Annotated in this window: 19 protein-coding genes; 11 read left to right on the forward strand and 8 right to left on the reverse strand. The window is 71.8% G+C overall.

Features of this window, described 5'->3' with window-relative positions; all coding sequences use genetic code 11:
- Nucleotides 1-6: 6 nt before the first annotated feature.
- Nucleotides 7-960 carry an alpha/beta hydrolase gene (locus ACTWQA_RS04215; protein ID WP_443157972.1) on the forward strand — a complete coding sequence of 318 codons (954 nt, stop codon included), beginning with the start codon at nt 7-9 and terminating at the stop codon, nt 958-960.
- 82 nt (nt 961-1,042) lie between these two features.
- Here ACTWQA_RS04215 and ACTWQA_RS04220 read toward each other — a convergent pair whose 3' ends face one another.
- From ACTWQA_RS04220 to ACTWQA_RS04230, 3 genes are read right to left on the reverse strand one after another with little or no spacing between them, the layout of a single operon-like run.
- Nucleotides 1,043-2,917 carry a DEAD/DEAH box helicase gene (locus tag ACTWQA_RS04220; RefSeq protein WP_443157973.1) on the reverse strand — a complete coding sequence of 625 codons (1,875 nt, stop codon included), beginning with the start codon at nt 2,915-2,917 and terminating at the stop codon, nt 1,043-1,045.
- Complete coding sequence (locus ACTWQA_RS04225; RefSeq protein WP_443157974.1) at nt 2,918-3,169, reverse strand: hypothetical protein; 252 nt, start codon at nt 3,167-3,169, stop codon at nt 2,918-2,920.
- Between the two features lie 42 nt (nt 3,170-3,211).
- Nucleotides 3,212-3,883, reverse strand: a complete 672-nt coding sequence (locus ACTWQA_RS04230) for a class I SAM-dependent methyltransferase (protein WP_443157975.1) — start codon at nt 3,881-3,883, stop codon at nt 3,212-3,214.
- A gap of 118 nt (nt 3,884-4,001) precedes the next feature.
- Here ACTWQA_RS04230 and ACTWQA_RS04235 point away from each other — a divergent pair, with 118 nt between their 5' ends.
- The 8 genes from ACTWQA_RS04235 (at nt 4,002) to ACTWQA_RS04270 (ending at nt 10,696) form a co-directional block, all read left to right on the forward strand.
- A complete protein-coding gene (locus tag ACTWQA_RS04235) occupies nt 4,002-4,562 on the forward strand; it encodes a TetR/AcrR family transcriptional regulator (RefSeq protein ID WP_443157976.1) in 561 nt (186 codons plus the stop codon).
- A gap of 119 nt (nt 4,563-4,681) precedes the next feature.
- Entirely contained in the window at nt 4,682-5,167 is a 486-nt protein-coding gene (locus ACTWQA_RS04240; protein ID WP_443157977.1) for a MarR family winged helix-turn-helix transcriptional regulator, read from the forward strand.
- Nucleotides 5,168-5,329: 162 nt separating this feature from the next.
- Nucleotides 5,330-6,202 (forward strand): nitroreductase, encoded by an 873-nt coding sequence (locus ACTWQA_RS04245; protein WP_443157978.1) that lies wholly within the window; start codon nt 5,330-5,332, stop codon nt 6,200-6,202.
- Nucleotides 6,096-6,944, forward strand: a complete 849-nt coding sequence (locus ACTWQA_RS04250) for an aldo/keto reductase (protein ID WP_443157979.1) — start codon at nt 6,096-6,098, stop codon at nt 6,942-6,944. Before ACTWQA_RS04245 ends, ACTWQA_RS04250 begins: the two co-directional genes overlap by 107 nt.
- A 145-nt stretch (nt 6,945-7,089) precedes the next feature.
- On the forward strand, nt 7,090-8,049 hold the full coding sequence (locus ACTWQA_RS04255; RefSeq protein WP_443157980.1) for a patatin-like phospholipase family protein: 960 nt from the start codon (nt 7,090-7,092) through the stop codon (nt 8,047-8,049).
- Nucleotides 8,046-9,269 carry a macrolide family glycosyltransferase gene (locus ACTWQA_RS04260; protein WP_443157981.1) on the forward strand — a complete coding sequence of 408 codons (1,224 nt, stop codon included), beginning with the start codon at nt 8,046-8,048 and terminating at the stop codon, nt 9,267-9,269. Before ACTWQA_RS04255 ends, ACTWQA_RS04260 begins: the two co-directional genes overlap by 4 nt.
- Before the next feature lie 3 nt (nt 9,270-9,272).
- Complete coding sequence (locus ACTWQA_RS04265) at nt 9,273-9,764, forward strand: hypothetical protein (protein ID WP_443157982.1); 492 nt, start codon at nt 9,273-9,275, stop codon at nt 9,762-9,764.
- On the forward strand, nt 9,761-10,696 hold the full coding sequence (locus ACTWQA_RS04270) for a hypothetical protein (protein ID WP_443157983.1): 936 nt from the start codon (nt 9,761-9,763) through the stop codon (nt 10,694-10,696). Before ACTWQA_RS04265 ends, ACTWQA_RS04270 begins: the two co-directional genes overlap by 4 nt.
- Here the strand turns inward: ACTWQA_RS04270 and ACTWQA_RS04275 are convergent.
- Nucleotides 10,647-11,276 carry a TetR/AcrR family transcriptional regulator gene (locus ACTWQA_RS04275; RefSeq protein ID WP_443157984.1) on the reverse strand — a complete coding sequence of 210 codons (630 nt, stop codon included), beginning with the start codon at nt 11,274-11,276 and terminating at the stop codon, nt 10,647-10,649. The genes ACTWQA_RS04270 and ACTWQA_RS04275 overlap by 50 nt on opposite strands.
- Nucleotides 11,277-11,358: 82 nt before the next feature.
- Here ACTWQA_RS04275 and ACTWQA_RS04280 point away from each other — a divergent pair, with 82 nt between their 5' ends.
- Nucleotides 11,359-12,087 (forward strand): MerR family transcriptional regulator, encoded by a 729-nt coding sequence (locus ACTWQA_RS04280; RefSeq protein ID WP_443157985.1) that lies wholly within the window; start codon nt 11,359-11,361, stop codon nt 12,085-12,087.
- Here the strand turns inward: ACTWQA_RS04280 and ACTWQA_RS04285 are convergent, their stop codons facing one another.
- From ACTWQA_RS04285 to ACTWQA_RS04300, 4 genes are all read right to left on the reverse strand, one after another.
- The gene (locus ACTWQA_RS04285) at nt 12,088-12,531 is read right to left on the reverse strand and encodes a CBS domain-containing protein (protein ID WP_305920383.1); all 444 of its coding nucleotides are present in this window, start codon (nt 12,529-12,531) and stop codon (nt 12,088-12,090) included.
- A gap of 41 nt (nt 12,532-12,572) precedes the next feature.
- The gene (locus tag ACTWQA_RS04290) at nt 12,573-13,235 is read right to left on the reverse strand and encodes a potassium channel family protein (RefSeq protein ID WP_305920384.1); all 663 of its coding nucleotides are present in this window, start codon (nt 13,233-13,235) and stop codon (nt 12,573-12,575) included.
- Nucleotides 13,228-13,464: a hypothetical protein gene (locus tag ACTWQA_RS04295; RefSeq protein ID WP_443157986.1), complete on the reverse strand. Its 237-nt coding sequence runs from the start codon at nt 13,462-13,464 to the stop codon at nt 13,228-13,230. Before ACTWQA_RS04295 ends, ACTWQA_RS04290 begins: the two co-directional genes overlap by 8 nt.
- 206 nt (nt 13,465-13,670) lie before the next feature.
- Nucleotides 13,671-14,825 (reverse strand): epoxide hydrolase family protein, encoded by a 1,155-nt coding sequence (locus ACTWQA_RS04300; RefSeq protein ID WP_443157987.1) that lies wholly within the window; start codon nt 14,823-14,825, stop codon nt 13,671-13,673.
- A gap of 64 nt (nt 14,826-14,889) precedes the next feature.
- On the opposite strand from ACTWQA_RS04300, the gene ACTWQA_RS04305 reads away from it, so the two are divergent.
- The gene (locus ACTWQA_RS04305) at nt 14,890-15,846 is read left to right on the forward strand and encodes a helix-turn-helix transcriptional regulator (RefSeq protein WP_443157988.1); all 957 of its coding nucleotides are present in this window, start codon (nt 14,890-14,892) and stop codon (nt 15,844-15,846) included.
- Nucleotides 15,847-15,876 lie beyond the last annotated feature (30 nt).

A 15,876-nucleotide genomic window follows, 5' to 3' on the forward strand; every position in this document is an offset into this window, starting at 1 on the left:
CGTCCCATGCGGAAGCGCTGGGTCTGGGCGACCGTGGCCGCGATCGTGGTCTTAGCCGTCGTGGTCGTCGCCGTCGTGGTGCTGCGCGGCCGCGCGGCCACGCCCGAGCAGGCGGGCGGCGCGCGGGTGGTGGAGCGGGAGCAGGTCGGCGAGCGCGCGCAGGATCTCACCGTGCGGTCACCGGCGCTCGGCACGACGACCTCGGTACGCGTGCTGCTGCCGCAGGGCTGGAGGCTGGGCTCCGGCCCGTGGCCGGTGCTCTACCTGCTGCACGGCTGCTGCAGCCCCAACCACCTCGTGTGGGTCGACGAGGGCGGCGCGCAGCGGCTCACGAGCGGCTTACGGGCGATCGTGGTCGTTCCGGACGGCGGCCAGGTCGGGTTCTACTCCGACTGGCTGCGCGGCAGGAAATGGGAGACCTACCACATCAAGGAGCTCATCCCGCTGATCGAGGCCGTGTTCGGCGCGGGGCCGCAGCGGGCGATCGCCGGCTTGTCGATGGGCGGGCTCGGCGCCATGGCGTACGCCGCCAGGAACCCGGGCATGTTCCGCGCGGCGGCGTCGTTCTCCGGCGTCCTGGACACGACCGGCGACCGCAGCGAGACGCGTGCCCTCGTGCGCCGCAACGGCGAGGACCCCGACGGCCTCTGGGGAGACCCGGACAAGAACAGGGACGTGTGGGAGGCCCACAATCCCACCGCGCTCGTGGCCCGGCTGAAGGACGTTCAGCTCTACGTGTCCTGCGGCGACGGCCGGCCCGGCCCGCTGGATCCGCCCGGCGCGACGGGCGACTACGAGGGCGCGCTGCTGGCCCAGGCGCAGACCTTCACCGAGCGGGCCAGGGCGGCGGGCGTACGCATCACCACCGACTTCTACGGCGAGGGCACCCACACTTTTCCCTACTGGGAACGCGCTCTGGAACGAGCGCTTCCGATGCTGGGCGCGGCCATCGGCGCCTGAGCGCTCCCGATGGTGCGCGCCCATCGGCGCCTGAGCGATCCGCGTGCCGCGGCGCCGACGGCGACGTCATCGGCCTGATCCATCAGCTGTCGGGCGTATCGGCGGGGGAAGGGGCCAGGAGGCGGCGTTGCTCCTCCTCGACCACCAGCCGGGCCAGCTCCTTCTCCGACACGTCCACGGCCTCGGCCGCGGACTCGGCCAGGTCGCTGCGCCTGGCGTAGGCGTCGAACAGCGCGGACTTGCGGTCCAGGATGGCCAGCATGCGCTGGTCGACGGAGTCCACCGTGAGCAGCCGGTGCACCTGCACCTTGCGTACCTGCCCCATCCGGTGGGCCCGTGCCATGGCCTGCGTCTCCATGCTCGGCTTGACCTGCGGCTCGCAGATGATCACCACCGAGGCGGCCTGCAGGTTGAGCCCCACGCCGCCCGCCTGCACCTGGCTGAGCAGCACCGCGTGCCCCTGAGCCGCCGAGAAGTCGTCCACCACCTGCTGCCGCCGCACCGCGCTCAGCCCGCCGGAGATCGGCCCGTGCGCCCGCCCGTCCAGCGCGGCCCCCACGGCGGTGAGCACCGCGCGGAAATAGGAGAACACCACCACCTTCAGCCCGTTGGCCGCGGCGTCCTCGACCAGTTCGAGCAGGCGCTTGAGCTTGGCCGAGGTGGCGGGCTCGGCATAGGCGGCGCGGCGCATGGCCATGAAGTTGCCCGCCGCGACCGCCTGCCGGTACGCCTCGAAGTCGGCGCCGCTGAACTCCACCCACTCATCGGCCTCCACCCGGTCGGGCAGCTCCGCGAGCACGTCCTCCTGGTTGCGCCGCAGGTAGACCGGCGCCACCGCCTTCCTGAACGCCTGCGCCCCCGCCACGACGTCGCTGGTGCGCAGGTCCGCGGCCAGGTCGGGGCGCAGGTACGAGATCAGCACGCGGAACTCCTCCACCCGGTTCTCCATGGGCGTGCCGGTCAGGAACAACACCCGTTCGGTGCGGGCGCACAAGGCGGCGACGGCCCTGGAGCGCTTGGTCTCCGGGTTCTTGACGTAGTGGGCCTCGTCCACGACCAGCATCCCGACCTCGACCCCCGCCTCCAGCCGGTGCAGCCCGTCGAGGGTGGCCACGGCGACGCCGCCGCGGCGTGCCCAATCCTGCTGGGCCGCGAGCCGCGCCTGGCCGTGCAGCGGATAGGCCCGCAGGGTGCTGCGCGACTCGATCTCGCGCACCCAGTTGATCAGCACGCTGGTGGGGCAGACCACTAAGAAATGGGTCATGCCGAGCGCCTTGAGGTGGGCCAGCGCGGCGATGGCCTCGATCGACTTGCCCAGCCCCATCTCGTCGCCCAGGATCGCCCGGCCCTGCGCCAGCGCGAACCTGGCGCCGAACGCCTGGTAGCCGCGCAGCGACACCCGGCGGTGCGTGTCGTCGAGCGGCTGGGCGGCGACCTTGGCCGCCAGGTCGTCGGGCAGCAGGCCCTGGCCCGTGCCGACGGGCTCGCCGGCCAGCTCGGCGAGCAGGCCGAAGTATTCAGGCGAGCGGGACTCGAAGTCCGTCCACGCCTCGAAGTCCCGTGCGGCGGGACGCAGCAGATCCGTGGTGACCTGGGTGAGCAGCAGCCTGGTCGCGCGGGCGCCGGCGAGCAGCTCGCCGATCGCCGCCACCGCCTCGCGGGCGCGCCGGCGCCGCTTGGGCAGCGTGACCATCATCCGCAGCCGGCTGCGCGCCGGACGTGCCTGCGCCAGCAGCGGCGCGAGCCGCCGGTCGAGGTCGCGGGCGGCGTCGAGGGCGCGGGGCAGATCCGGGCCGACGTTCACCAGGCGCTGCAGGGCGATCACCAGGTCCGTGGTCGGCTGGTCGCGCCGCTCGACGTCGATGCGGATGCTCGCGGCCTCGGCGGCGGCCTGCTCGAGCTGCCGGGCGGCGGCGTGGATCTGCCCCGCCGTGCGCGCGCCGATCCCCGGAAGCAACTACAGCTGGTACGGCGAGGCCTCCAGCACCTGGCGGACCGTGGTGTAGCCGGCCTTCTCCAGTGTCGCGATGCGCAGCCGGCCGTCGGTCACGTCCCGCAGCCGCGAGACGGAGATCTCGCCCAGCCCCGCCCTGGCCAGGTCGATGCGGAGCGCGTCGAGGGCGTCCTTGGCCTGGCGGTGGACGGAGGTGTGCTCGTCGAGCAGAGCGCGCGCGTCGGCGAGAAGTCGGTCCGCGTCACGGAATTCCACCGGTCAAGAATGCCGTAGTTCACGGGCCGATGGACATCGGCGTCAGGCGAGCCGTTCCCCCTGCCCGTCCGGCCGGGTGGCTCGGACGTAGTACAGCAGGTACGGCAGGTCGCCCTCGGACTCCACCACGAAGCCGGCGTCCGGGATCATGGTGCCGAGCAGGTCACGCGGGTCGTGCTGCATGGCCGGGCCGGACAGCAGGCCGACGAGGCGCCTGGCCAGGTGGTTGGCCGGCGGGCGGAACTCGCCGATGAGCAGCCGCCCGCCCGGCCGGAGCACCCGGAACATCTGCCGGATCGCCTCGGGCCGGGCGGCGGCGGGCATGTGGTGCACGGCGAGGCTGGAGACCACCAGGTCGAAGGAGCCATCGGGGAACGGCAGGTCCTGCCCTTGGCCGATCACGTAGGTGCAGTTGCCCGGAGCGCGTCCGGTGGCGTACTCGATCATCGCCGGGGACGGGTCCAGGCCGGTGACGTGGCCGCCGGGCGCGGCGACCCGGGCCAGGATCCGGGAGAGATAGCCGGTGCCGCAGCCGACGTCCAGGATCCGGTCGCCGGCCCGCGGGCGGGCCGCGGTGGCCAGGCGGGTGAAGGCGGCGCGGCGGCCGCCCACGAAGCCGATCGAGGCGAAGATCTCGTACGCCCGCGGGCGGTCGATGGTGCCGCCCTCATCGGCGTGTTCGGCATGGTGGTGCAGCAGCTTTCCGAGACCCATGGCAGTGCCCTCCCGACATTGTCGAACGACCTGTTCGGTTATGAATGATGCGTTCATACTGGAGCTCGGTCAACGAGCAGGCCGGCCATGGTGTGCCGTACTGAACAGGAGGCGGGAATTGTCCGGAGACCGGCGGGTCCGGCGTAGCCGGCGGATGATCCAGGAGGCGCTCGTGGCGCTGATCCTGGAGAAGGGCTATGACGCGGTGACCGTCACCGACATCATCGACCGGGCCGACGTGGGCCGGTCCACCTTCTACGCGCATTTCACCGACAAGCAGGACGTGTTGTTCAGCAACCTCGACGGGCTCGCCTTCCTCCATCCCGCGCCGGTGGACGGGCCGGGGGAGCTGTTCGCGTTCAGCCTCCCGATGTTCGAGCACGTGCACGAGCAGCGCCGGCTCGTGCGGGCGCTGATGGGACGGCGCAGCGGCGGGCTGGTGCACGCGCGCGGCGAGCAGTTGCTCGCGGCCGTCGTCAGGAAGGAGCTCCTGGCCGCGGGGGCGCGGGCGTCGGCCGCGCTCGACCTGCTGGTGGTCTGCGTGGTCGGTGCGTTCATGGGGCTGCTGCGGGCATGGGTGGACGGCGAGAGCGCCGCCTCACCCGCCGAGTTGGACGCCGCCTTCCGCGCGGCCGTCGAGCCTGGCGTGCGCGCGGCCCTAAATGGACAAAACGGATAAGTTCCATGCTGGCGCACAGCACGCTCGGCAGGGCGAACACCAATGCGGACCGCTTCACGATCGCATGTACTCTCACATGAAACCATATCGAATGAGAGGATAGTGGGTAATATGGTCTCATGACCGCTGATGTGCCTCGCAAAACCACTGCCTCGCGTGCGACCGACCGCCCCGGGGATGCCTCGCCTTTCGCTCTCGGCTTGCTGCTGCGTCAGGCGCACTGGCGTGCGGCCACGGTGATGGCAGAGGCGCTTCGGCCGCTCGGCATCGAGTTGCGGCATTTCGCCGTGCTGATCGTGCTCGTCGACCGCGGGCCCACGGTGCAGCGGGACTTGGCGGCGGCGACGGGGTCGGACAAGGCGGGGATCATGCGGGTCGTGGACGATCTGGAGCGTAAGGGGCTGGCCGTACGCAAGAGCGTTCCGGGGGACCGGCGGGCGCGGGCAGTGGAGATCACGCCTCAGGGTGTCGAGCTGTTCGACGCGGCCCATGTGGCGGCGGAGCCGCTGGCTGAGCGTCTGGTCGCCGGCCTGGGGCCCGGCGAGGCCGAGCGGCTGCGGGATCTGCTGACCCGGTTCGCCTATCCCGCGGGCGGCGAGGCGTAAGCGCGAGCCGCGCGCCGGTCAGGGCTTCGTCGCCGACGGGGATCGAGCTTCATGATGTGCGGGGCTCAACTGCGTCCAAATAGTATTGAATGATACTATCGCGCGTGATACCGTAGTGAATGTAACGAAAGTAGACACGTGGAGCGGACGGGGGTAGCGATCATGGAGGTCTACGAGGCGGTCACGAGCCGGCGCGCGGTGCGCGGATTCACCGACCGGCCTGTCCCGAGAGAGGTGCTGGAGCGTGTGCTGTCCGCAGCGGCCTGGTCGCCGTCCGGATCGAACCTCCAGCCCTGGCACGTCTACGTGGTGACCGGCGAGCCGCTGGCCGAGCTCAAGAAGCGCGCCGGCGAGCGCCTGGCCACGGGCGACCCCTGGGACGAGCGGGAATACGAGATGTACCCGGCCGAACTGAAGTCCCCCTACCGCGAGCGCCGATCCGCCTTCGGCCGGGAGCGCTACGGCGCGCTCGGCATCACGCGCGATGACTGGGAGGCGCGCCAGAGGGCCGCTGCCGCGAACTGGGACTGTTTCGGTGCGCCCGCCGCCCTGTTCTGCTACATCGACCGCGACATGGGCCCGCCCCAATGGGCCGACCTCGGCATCTATCTGCAGACCGTCATGCTGCTGCTGCGCGCCGAGGGGCTGCACAGCTGCCCGCAGATGGCGTGGTCGGTCTATCGCAAGACCGTCGCGGACATCGTGCACCCTCCGGACGGCCTCGTCCTCTTCTGCGGCATGTCGATCGGGTTCGAGGACGTCACGGTCGACTACATCCGCACGGGCCGCGCGCCGATCGAGGAGACGGTCACGTTCGTCGAGGGCTCAGTCCCTGCAACCGCCTGCGGCGAGACCGGGGCGTCTCCCGCCTGGAGCGGCTGTCGTCGCCGCCGTCTCGCAGGCACCACATCACATCACGAGGAAAGACATGACCAACCACTTCCGCCTCGGCGGCGACCTGACGATCGACCGGCTCGGCTTCGGCGCCATGCGCCTGCCCCAGGCCGGCCCGGGCGGACCCGCCCGCGACCCTGAGTCCGGCCGCGCCGTCCTGCGCCGCGCCGTCGAGCTCGGCGTCAACCACATCGACACCGCCGACTTCTACCGCAGCCAGGACGGCTCCGTCCGCGCCAACACCCTGATCCGCGAGGCCCTGTCCCCCTATCCGGAGGATCTGGTCATCGCCACCAAGGTCGGCCCGGTCTTCGGCCCCGGCGGTCCCCGCCAGGGCACTGCCGCCGACCTCCGGCCCCAGGTCGAAGCCAACCTCGAAAGCCTGGGCGTGGATCGCCTTGACCTGGTCTACCTGCGCATCGGCGTGATGGAGCCCCCGCACGGCGAGTCGCTCGCCGAACGCTTCGAGGCGCTCGCCGCCCTGCGCGAGGAGGGCCTGATCCGCCACCTGGGCCTCAGCAACGTCGACGCCGGCCATCTCGCCGAGGCCCGCGCGATCGCCCCCGTCACGGCCGTCCAGAACAACTTCCACATCGCCAACCGTGACGAGACGGCCGTCCTGGACGCCTGCACCCAGGCCGGCATCGCCTTCGTCCCCTTCTTCCCCCTCGGCGGCGGCAGAGCCGACATCAACGACCCCGGCCTGGTCAAGGTCGCCGAACGGCACGGCGCCACCGCCCAGCAGATCGCCCTGGCCTGGCTGCTGGCACTGTCCCCGGTCACCCTGGCCATCCCGGGCACTGGCTCCGCGGCTCACCTGGAGGAGAACCTGGCGGCCCGGTCGATCACCTTCACCGGGGAGGACCTCGCCGATCTCGCCTGAACCGCAAGAAGAGGGCCCTCCATGCCAGCGATCATCGCGACGACTGCAACGAACAAGTTGGCCGACGGAGTCACAGATGAGGTGGCCGCCCGGTCCTAGCTGAGGAACGACTCCGAGTCGGCGCCGTGCTGAGAGAGGACGGACCATGAATGTGAGATATCGCCGGAGATCCGCCTCCTCGGCTCTCCACAGCGTCGGCGAGGGCTTGCGTGCTCTTCCCCGTCCCGTGGCGGTGGTGGTGGGGGGCGGGGGAGTGCTCGGGGCCGCGCAGGTCGGTATCGGGTACGCGTTGGAGCAGCGCGGATTCGTCCCGGACCTGGTCATCGGAACGTCGGTGGGCGCTCTCAACGGAGCGATCGCGGCCGCTCACCCGGGCAAGGCCGCGCCGTGGCTGGATGTCGTGTGGACCCGTGTGCGGCGCCGTGAGGTGTTTCCGCTCGGCTACCTGCCCACGCGGGCCAGCATCTGCACCGATCGCGGCCTGCGCAGGCTGATCGCCCGGGCCGGCCTGCCGCCGCGGATCGAACAGCTGGAGGTCCCCTTCACCGCGGTGGCCATGGATCTGTCCACGGGCGCTCAGGCGCTGCTCGACCACGGAGATCTCGAGTCCGCGCTGCTGGCCAGCGCCGCCATTCCGGGGATCCTGCCCCCGGTGGATCGGGACGGCCGGACGCTCGTCGACGGCGGGGTGATCGCTCTTGTCCCGGTGCGGGCGGCCCTGCAGGCAGGGGCGGCCAGTGTGGTGGTGCTGTCGACCGGCCCGACAAGCTGGCCGCTGCGCCCGGCCATCCCGCCCCGGCGGGCCGGTGCGGTCGCCGCCAGGGCGGGGCTGCTGCTGTGGCACGCTCAGATCGAGCGCGACCTGCACGAGGTGTCCCGCCGGATTCCGACCGTCGTGCTGCCGACCGGCATCGAAGCCTGGCCCGCCCCCTGGGACTTCGGCCACTCCCAGCGGCTGATCAACACTGCTTGCCTGGCGGCGGGCCGCTTTCTCGACGGGCTGCGCATCAGCGGGCCCGGCCTGTATCGGGTCGAGGGCCCTCCTGCGACATCGGCCGGTCTGGGCAGGGCACGGACCGCTTCGATCTCGGAGGCCGGCCGATGAGCACCATCGCGTTCCTCAACATCGCCATGCACGGGCACGTCAATCCGACGCTGCCGGTCGTGGCCGAGCTGGTCCGTCGTGGCCACTGCGTCACCTATCACACCTCGCCCGCGTTCGCGAAGGAGATCGAGGCCACCGGCGCCACCGTGTGCCTCTACCCCGAGGTTGACCGGCCGTTCGCCGATCCGCCGATGCCGGTCACCATGCTGGACGGGCTGGCCCGCACCGCCGTCGGTGTGCTGCCCGCCGTGCTTTCCGATCTACGTGGCGTCCGGCCTGACCTGATCGTCCACGGCGCCGCCTGCCCCTGGGGCGCGGTCGCCGCCCGTGAACTCCAGGTGCCGGCGGCAGCGTTGTTCACCACGTTCGCGTTCAACCGGTCTGGGCCCAGCCCCACCCGCGGCTCGTGGGAGCTGCTGGCCGCGGCGGCGAGGCGGCCTCGCAATGTCCAGGGCTACCTGCGGTCGCGGTGGGGGTTGTCCCGCCGCTACGACACCCGGGGGCTGCCCCTGCTCGACCTGGCGAACGTACGCCAGCCGCTCAACCTGGTCTTCACCTCGCGCGCCTTCCAGCCCGGCGTCGACGCCTTCGACGCGTCATACCAGTTCGTCGGCCCCAGCCTGGGCGCCCGTCCACCCGACCCGGCGTTCCCGCTCGATCGCCTCCGGACCCCGGTGCTGTACGCCTCGCTGGGTACGGTGTTCGACGCCGGGCCGCAGCTGCTGCGTACCTTCGCCACCGCGCTCGCACCGCTGGGCGGCACCGTGGTCATCTCCACCGGACCCACCGATCCGGCCGCGCTGGATCCGCTGTCGGCCAACGTGCTCGCCCGCCGCTTCGTGCCACAGACCGAGGTGCTGGCCCGCGCCGCGCTGTTCGTCACGCACGGCGGGATGAACAGCGTCAACGAGGCCCTGCACGCCGGGGTTCCGATGCTGGTGGTCCCGCAGGGCGCCGATCAGCCGCTGGTGGCCCGGCGGGTGGCCGAGCTCGGCGCCGGCCTGTCGATCCGTACTCAGGACGCCGCCCCGGGACCCGTGCAGGCCCTCGCCCGACGCCTGCTCGACGATCCCCGTTTCCGGGCCGCGGCGGCCACCTTGCAGGTCGCCCAGCGCGAGGCCGGCGGCTACCTGCGCGCCGCCGACGAACTCGAGCACTACCTGCACCGGGCCGGACGCGTCAGCAGGCCGGTCCCGGCGGACTCGCCACTGGAGCGCTGAGAGATGTCACCCTCCGTCGTCGTCCTGCTGCTGCTCGCCGGGCTGTCCGAGGCCGCCGGGCGGATCCTGCCCCTGGTAGCCCGCCGGCCCATCGGGTCACGGTCCCATGCGGTCCTGCTCGTGCTGCTCGGCGCCGTGGTCGAGGGCGCGGTGTTCGCGTTGTGGCCACTGACCGCATGGACCCTCGCCGAGCTGGTGCTGTCCCCTCCGCTGTCCGGCGTCGCCGCGTTGACCTGGACACCCGGGCTGCTCGCCCCGTTGCTTCTCGCCGCTGTCCTCGCGTTCCCGCTGCTCGGGCCCCTGCTGCACCTGCTGCTCTTCGTGGGGGTCGGGGCCGGCCTGGTCGCCCCGCTCGCCGCGATGACGGGGGCGGGCTGGTGGGCCGCCGCGGGCTGCGTGGCCATCGCCGGAGTCGGGCTGGCCGCCGCCGTCGATCTTGTCCGGCGCCTGGTCATGAAGATCAGCGTCATGAGAGGACAGGAGTTGCTCACATGATCGAGTTCCCGCTCCTCGTCCTGGTGCTCGGCCCGGTCCTGCTCGCCGAAGCTCTGCTCGCCCGCTACGAGGTGATGGCCTACACAGCCGGCTGGCGGGCTCCCACCACCGAGCTCCCCCAGGGCATGCCCTACGCCCGGGGTGCGGAGGCCGACCGTCCTCCGGACGCCTACCTGGTCTATCTGGACGGCATCGGGAAACGCCGCTTCACCGACACGCGGGATGGGGGCCAACTGGTCAAGGCCCTGATCGCCAAAGCGCCGGAGCTGCGGGTGCTGGGTCAGGTGCAGCCCTACTCGCCGCTGGCCGACCCGCTCGTCAACCGGCCTGTGTGGGAGTGGCTGCGCCGCCGCATCGGGCTCCTGCTCTTCCTGCACAACGTCATGCAGATCTTCGTCGCCGCCGACCACCGCTACCGTCCCCTGTACAACCGTGCCGTGGGCAACCAGATCGCCCACCACCTGCGCCTGTCCGGCTACCGGCCCGACAGCGGCATCCCCGTGGTGCTGCTCAGCTACAGCGGCGGCGCCCAGGTCGCCACCGGCGCGGTGGAAGAACTGCACACCCAGCTGCGTGCCCCGCTCCTGCTGATCCTCCTCGGCGGGTTCCACAACGGCGCCAACGATCTCACCCACGCCCGTCACCTGTATCAGCTCACGAGCGACAGCGACTGGATCGAGCGGGTCGGCACCTGGATCTTCCCTCAGCGCTGGCGGCTGTTGCGCCGCAGCGGATGGAACCGAGCCGCCCGCGCCGGAAAGATCACCGCACACCGGCTCGATCCGGCCACCCACATCGGGCGGCACAGCTACATCAGCCCGGAGGCGCACCTGCCCGATGGACGCACCTACCTCGACCGCACCGCCGACACCGTGATCGCACTCATCCGTGACCACCGCGGCGCGACCGCCCGGACCGTTCGCCGGAGGTGAGCAGCGACAACATCGTCGTGACCAGCACCAGCTCCACGTCCTCAGGCGCCAGCCGTCCCGCCTCCCGCTCCTGGGCGGCACTGTGAATGATCGAGAAGAACGTCGTCACCAGCCACGGCAGCGGCAGGTCCGTACGGAAGTCCCCGTCCCGCTGCCCACGCGCGATCAGCCGCTCCACCCGGCGCAACGGCCGGTCGTGATGCTCCCTGATCCGCTCGGTCGCCATGACCCGGTCCGCGGCCACGAACAACCGGCGATGCCGATCGAGGATCTCCCAGGACGACTGCAGCAGCCTCCCCATGGCCTCGGGCGCCGGAGCCGTGTCGAGCGACGGGTCCTCCAGCACGGCGTCCGCCACGCCGACCGTGTGGTCGAGCACGGCGTCCACCAGCGCCTCCCGCGAGGGGAAATGCCCGTAGAGCGTGACCCGGCCCACTCCGGCGGCCTTGGCGATGTCGGCCACGCTGGCGGACGGATCGGCGCTGAGCAGCCGGGTCCCGGCCTCGAGGATCGCGGCGATGTTACGTTCGGCGTCGGCCCGCCGGGCGGGTACGGGCTGTCGAGCCGCGGTCTTCCCCATGTGACCACCCTACGATGATCCACCAGGAAGGCTGGGCGACACGCTTGCATCGGACGCCGCGTCAGCCCTTAGCGTCGGCGATGTGAACGCACGACGCTGGAAGATCGGCGACCTCGCCGCCGCCACGGGCGTGACCGTACGGACCTTGCGGCACTTCGACCAGATCGGCCTGCTGCGCCCGGCCGAGCGCTCCGCCGCCGGGCACCGGGTCTACACCGGTGACGATGTGCGCAGGCTCTACCGGATCCTGGCACTGCGGGAGCTGCGGCTGCCGCTCGCCGAGATCGCCCGCTCCCTCGACGGCGCCGACCTGCGCGAGACCATCGCCCGGCAGCTGGAGCAGGTGGAAGACCGGCTGGCGGGCCAGCGTGCCCTGCGCCGGCGGCTGCTCGGCCTCGCCGAGGCGCTGAGCAGCGCGCAGGAGCCGTCGATCGACCAGCTCATCGACACGATGGAGGCGATGATGCAGGCGGAACACTTCACCCCCGAACAGCTCGCCAGGTTCGGAGAACGCCACCGAGAGCTGGGCCAGGACGGCTTCGCGCAACGGCTGCAGGAGCTGACCGGCCTGGCCACCGAGGCCGAGGCCCACGCCGGGCGCGGTACGGACCCGGCGGATCCCGCCGTACAGGACCTCGCGCGCCGGTGGACCGCTGCGGTGGCCGGCCTGGCCGGCGGGGACAGGAGCGTCATGTCCGCCATCTACGGCAGGATCGACGCCCGAGGACCCGAGGCCGCGACGAAGGGCATCCTCAGCGCGGCCGCGTGGGACTACCTCAGGCGCGCCTTCGCCGTCGGCTTCCCCCAGTGATCACAGCTCCAGCGCGTGGTCCAGCAGCGACTGCAGCGTGACCGCCCCCACGAGCCGCCCCTCACCGTCGACGACCGCGGCCACCGGGCTGCGCGTGCGGGCCATGAGCGCCGCCAGCTCCAGTACGGTCGCCTTCAGGTCGGCCAACGGCAACTCCCGGGGCTGCTCCGGCAGGCACTCGCGGACGGTCTTGCCGCCGAGCTTGCGCAGGAACAGGTCGGCATGGGCCTCGTCCACCACCCGCGCCAGCGCGGGGTCGTCCTGGCAGTACGGCGGGACCGCCAGCCGCAGCACCTGCGTGCCCGGCAGGATGCTGAGCGGCCGCCCGTCGTCGACGATGATGAGACCGGGAAGGTCCTGCTCGGCCAGCAGCTTGGCCGCCTCGAGGGCCGGGGTGTCCATGGTGACCGTCGGGAATTCGACGGCGAGATCGCGTGCGCGCATCAATGGCCTCCGCTCACCAGACTAGCCAAGACCGTGCCCACTCAGGGGAGCTCCGCGAAGCGCTCGACCTGTTCGGTACGTCCGGAGACCAGGATGACGTCACCATAGGACAGCTCGGTCTCGGCGTCGGCGTAGGTGAACTCCTCGCCCGGCGCCTTGACCGCGACGATCGTGACGCCGTACTTGCGGCGCAGGTTCGACCGCCCGAGCGGCACGCCGACGTAATCCTTCGGCGGTTTGGTCTTGGCCAGCGCGAAGTTCTCATCCACCTGCATGTAGTCGAGCATGCGGCCGCTGACCAGGTGCGCCACCCGCTCGCCCATGTCGTGCTCGGGGAAGACGACATGGTGGGCGCCGATGCGGCTGAGGATGCGGCCGTGCTGGGTGCTGATGGCCTTGGCCCAGATGTCGTTGATCTCCAGCTCGGCCAGCAGCGACGTGGCCAGGATGCTGGCCTCGATGTCGCCGCCGACGGCCACCACCGCCCGGTAGAAGTCGGGCACGCCCAGCTGCCGCAGCGCCTCCATGTCGGTGGCGTCCGCGGTCGCGATCTGGGTGATCTGCCCCGCCAGCGCCTGCGTGATCTTGGGCCGGTTGTCGATGGCCAGCACCTCGGTGCCGCGCCGGGTCAGCTCCAGCGCCAGCGAGGTGCCGAACCGGCCCAGCCCGATGACCACCACCGGGTTGCTCGTTTGCTCAGCCAACGATGACTCGCTCCTCCGGTAGTTCGTAGTGGACCAACGCCAGCCCGGTCACGCACACGGCCGAGGCCGCCGTGAACAAGGCCGTCACCCAGCCCGCCGACTCGCCCTCCGTGGTGGCGACCGGCAGGGACAGCAGGGCCGTGCCGATCCCGATGACCAGGCCGAAACCGGTGTCCACGACCTGGCCCGGATGCCGGAATCGCGCTAAGAGCGGCGCGGTCGCGACCATCACCGATCGCCGCCGCGGTCAACGTCACGCATGGTGGGAATCGTCCCCCGAGAGAGCTCAGCCGGCAGTCCAAGCCGACCAGACTTCCCGGCGCACCGCGCACTAACGTAACAGCCCCGGGGAGCGCCCCAGCACAGGCGTCCCCTTGACGCCACGGCGAGGCCCGGCATCGCGTGGAAGCCGGGCTTTCGCATGCCGCCGGGGGCTCAGGCGAGCGACCGGAAGAACTCCCGCACATCGCCGATGAGCACGCCGGGCGTCTCCAGGGCGGCGAAGTGGCCGCCGTGGTCGAACTCCGACCACCGCACCACGTTGTGCACCTGCTCGGCCAGCGGCCGCACGGAGTAGTCGGTCGGGAACACCGCCGCCGCCGTCGGCACGGTCCCGCGCTCCACCGGCCCCCACGCGCTGAAGTCGTTGAACCGCTCGAAGTACGTGTGCGCCGACGACCCCGCCGTCTCGGTGAACCAGTAGATGCTCACGTTGGTGAGGATGCGGTCCCGGTCCACGGCGTCCTCGGGCAGCTTGGCCGCCGGGTCGGTCCAGTCCTTGAACTTCTCCACGATCCAGGCCAGCTGCCCGGCGGGGGAGTCGTGCAGGGAGGCGGCGATGGTCTGCGGCCGGGTGCCCTGCAGGTTCATGTACGCGCCCAGCTTCTGCTGCCACTCCTCCATCCCGCCCAGCCGCCCCCGCTCGGCCTCCGTCAGCGACCCCATGACCGCCGGGTCGCCGGTCGAGAACGTGAGCAGGCCGTTGACGTGCACCCCGATGACGTTGTCCGGGGCGAGCCGGCCCATCAGGGGTGCGATGAAGGCGCCGACGTCGCCTCCCTGCACGCCGTACCGGTCGTAGCCGAGCCTGGTCATCAGCTCGACCAGCGCGGCGGCGGTGCGTCCGTCCGTCCAGCCGGTCTCGCGCAGCGGGCCGGAGAAGCCGTAGCCGGGCAGTGACGGGATCACCAGGTGGAAGGCGCCGGCGGCGGCGCCGCCGCGCGCGACCGGGTCGGTGAGCGGGCCGATGAGGTCGAGGAACTCGACGACCGAGCCCGGCCAGCCGTGCAGCAGCAGGAGCGGGGTGGCGTCCGGCTCGGCCGAGCGGACGTGCAGGAAGTGCACGTCCGCGCCGTCGATCGTGGTGATGAACTGCGGGTACGCGTTCAGCTCCGCCTCCTGGGCGCGCCAGTCGAAGCCGTCGGCCCAGTAGCCGGCCAGGTCGCGCAGGTAGCTCGTGGGCACGCCGCGCTCCCAATCGACGCCGGGCAGCTCGGGGGCCCAGCGCGTACGCCGGAGCCGGTCGCGGAGATCGTCGATGGCGGCCTGCGGGATCTCGACGCGGAAAGGGGTGATGTCGCTCTTCGTCATGTCTCCGACTGTAGGAAGCATTGGTGACAGCTTCTGGCACCAATGTGGCAGCAGAATGGGATGCATGTGGGAAACGTCGGCCCGGCTGCTCCGCCTGCTCTCCCTCCTCCAGGCGCGCGCCGACTGGACGGGCGCGGAGCTGGCCGAACGGCTCGAGGTGGGGCTGCGGACCGTGCGGCGCGACATCGACCGGCTGCGTGACCTCGGTTACCCGGTGGACGCCACCCCCGGCGTGGCCGGCGGCTACCGGCTCGGCGTGGGCGCGGCCCTGCCGCCGCTGCTGCTCGACGACGAGGAGGCCGTGGCCGTGGCGATCAGCCTGCACACCGCCGCCACCGGCAGCGTCGCCGGGCTGGAGGAGAGCGCGCTGCGCGCGCTGACCAAGCTGCAGCAGGTGCTGCCATCACGGCTGCGGCACCGGGTGAGCGCGTTCCAGGCCGCGACGGTGCCGCTGGCCGGCGCGGCCGCCCCCGCCGTGAGTGCCGACCTGCTGACCGGGCTCGCCGCCGCCTGCCGCGACCGGCGCCGCCTGCGCCTGCGCTACCAGGGACGCGGGGGCCTGTCCGAACGGGAGGTCGAGCCGCACCGCCTGGTCCACACGCCGCGGCGGTGGTATCTGCTGGCCTGGGACGTGGCCAAGGAGGACTGGCGGACGTTCCGGGTGGACCGCATCGGCGGGCCGCTGGGGATGCCGGGGGCCCGGTTCGAGCCGCGGACGCCGCCCGCGCCGGACGTGGCCGCGTACGTGTCCAGGGCCATCACGTCCGCACCGTACCGCTACCAGGCCCGCATCCTCTTCTACGCGCCCCTGGAAGCGGTCGCGCCCCAGACCTCGGCGGGCGCGGGGCGGCTGGAGGCGGTGGACGCGAACACCTGCCTGTACGTCACCGGCTCCAACGCGCTCGACGAACTGGCGATCTACATCGCGGTCAAGGGCTTCGACTTCGAGGTCCTCGACCCGCCTGAGCTGGTGCCGGTCCTCCGCGAGGTCTCCGACCGGCTCCGCCGCGCCGCCCGATGAGGCGGGCGGCCGCTCACGTGCCTGTGTTTC

The organism is Nonomuraea sp. 10N515B (genome assembly GCF_052245915.1).
In the GTDB taxonomy this organism is placed as follows: domain Bacteria; phylum Actinomycetota; class Actinomycetes; order Streptosporangiales; family Streptosporangiaceae; genus Nonomuraea.

Bases quoted from the DNA above. Each gene is read 5' to 3' on its own strand.
- ACTWQA_RS04240 (WP_443157977.1), top strand. From the start codon at position 4,682: ATGACCGCTGATGTGCCTCGCAAAACCACTGCCTCGCGTGCGACCGAC.
- ACTWQA_RS04265 (WP_443157982.1), top strand. From the start codon at position 9,273: ATGTCACCCTCCGTCGTCGTCCTGCTGCTGCTCGCCGGGCTGTCCGAG.
- ACTWQA_RS04285 (WP_305920383.1), bottom strand. From the start codon at position 12,531: ATGCGCGCACGCGATCTCGCCGTCGAATTCCCGACGGTCACCATGGAC.
- ACTWQA_RS04305 (WP_443157988.1), top strand. From the start codon at position 14,890: ATGTGGGAAACGTCGGCCCGGCTGCTCCGCCTGCTCTCCCTCCTCCAG.
- ACTWQA_RS04270 (WP_443157983.1), top strand. From the start codon at position 9,761: ATGATCGAGTTCCCGCTCCTCGTCCTGGTGCTCGGCCCGGTCCTGCTC.
- ACTWQA_RS04300 (WP_443157987.1), bottom strand. From the start codon at position 14,825: ATGACGAAGAGCGACATCACCCCTTTCCGCGTCGAGATCCCGCAGGCC.
- ACTWQA_RS04245 (WP_443157978.1), top strand. From the start codon at position 5,330: ATGGAGGTCTACGAGGCGGTCACGAGCCGGCGCGCGGTGCGCGGATTC.
- ACTWQA_RS04275 (WP_443157984.1), bottom strand. From the start codon at position 11,276: ATGGGGAAGACCGCGGCTCGACAGCCCGTACCCGCCCGGCGGGCCGAC.
- ACTWQA_RS04215 (WP_443157972.1), top strand. From the start codon at position 7: ATGCGGAAGCGCTGGGTCTGGGCGACCGTGGCCGCGATCGTGGTCTTA.
- ACTWQA_RS04255 (WP_443157980.1), top strand. From the start codon at position 7,090: ATGAATGTGAGATATCGCCGGAGATCCGCCTCCTCGGCTCTCCACAGC.
- ACTWQA_RS04295 (WP_443157986.1), bottom strand. From the start codon at position 13,464: ATGGTCGCGACCGCGCCGCTCTTAGCGCGATTCCGGCATCCGGGCCAG.
- ACTWQA_RS04230 (WP_443157975.1), bottom strand. From the start codon at position 3,883: ATGGGTCTCGGAAAGCTGCTGCACCACCATGCCGAACACGCCGATGAG.
- ACTWQA_RS04250 (WP_443157979.1), top strand. From the start codon at position 6,096: ATGACCAACCACTTCCGCCTCGGCGGCGACCTGACGATCGACCGGCTC.
- ACTWQA_RS04260 (WP_443157981.1), top strand. From the start codon at position 8,046: ATGAGCACCATCGCGTTCCTCAACATCGCCATGCACGGGCACGTCAAT.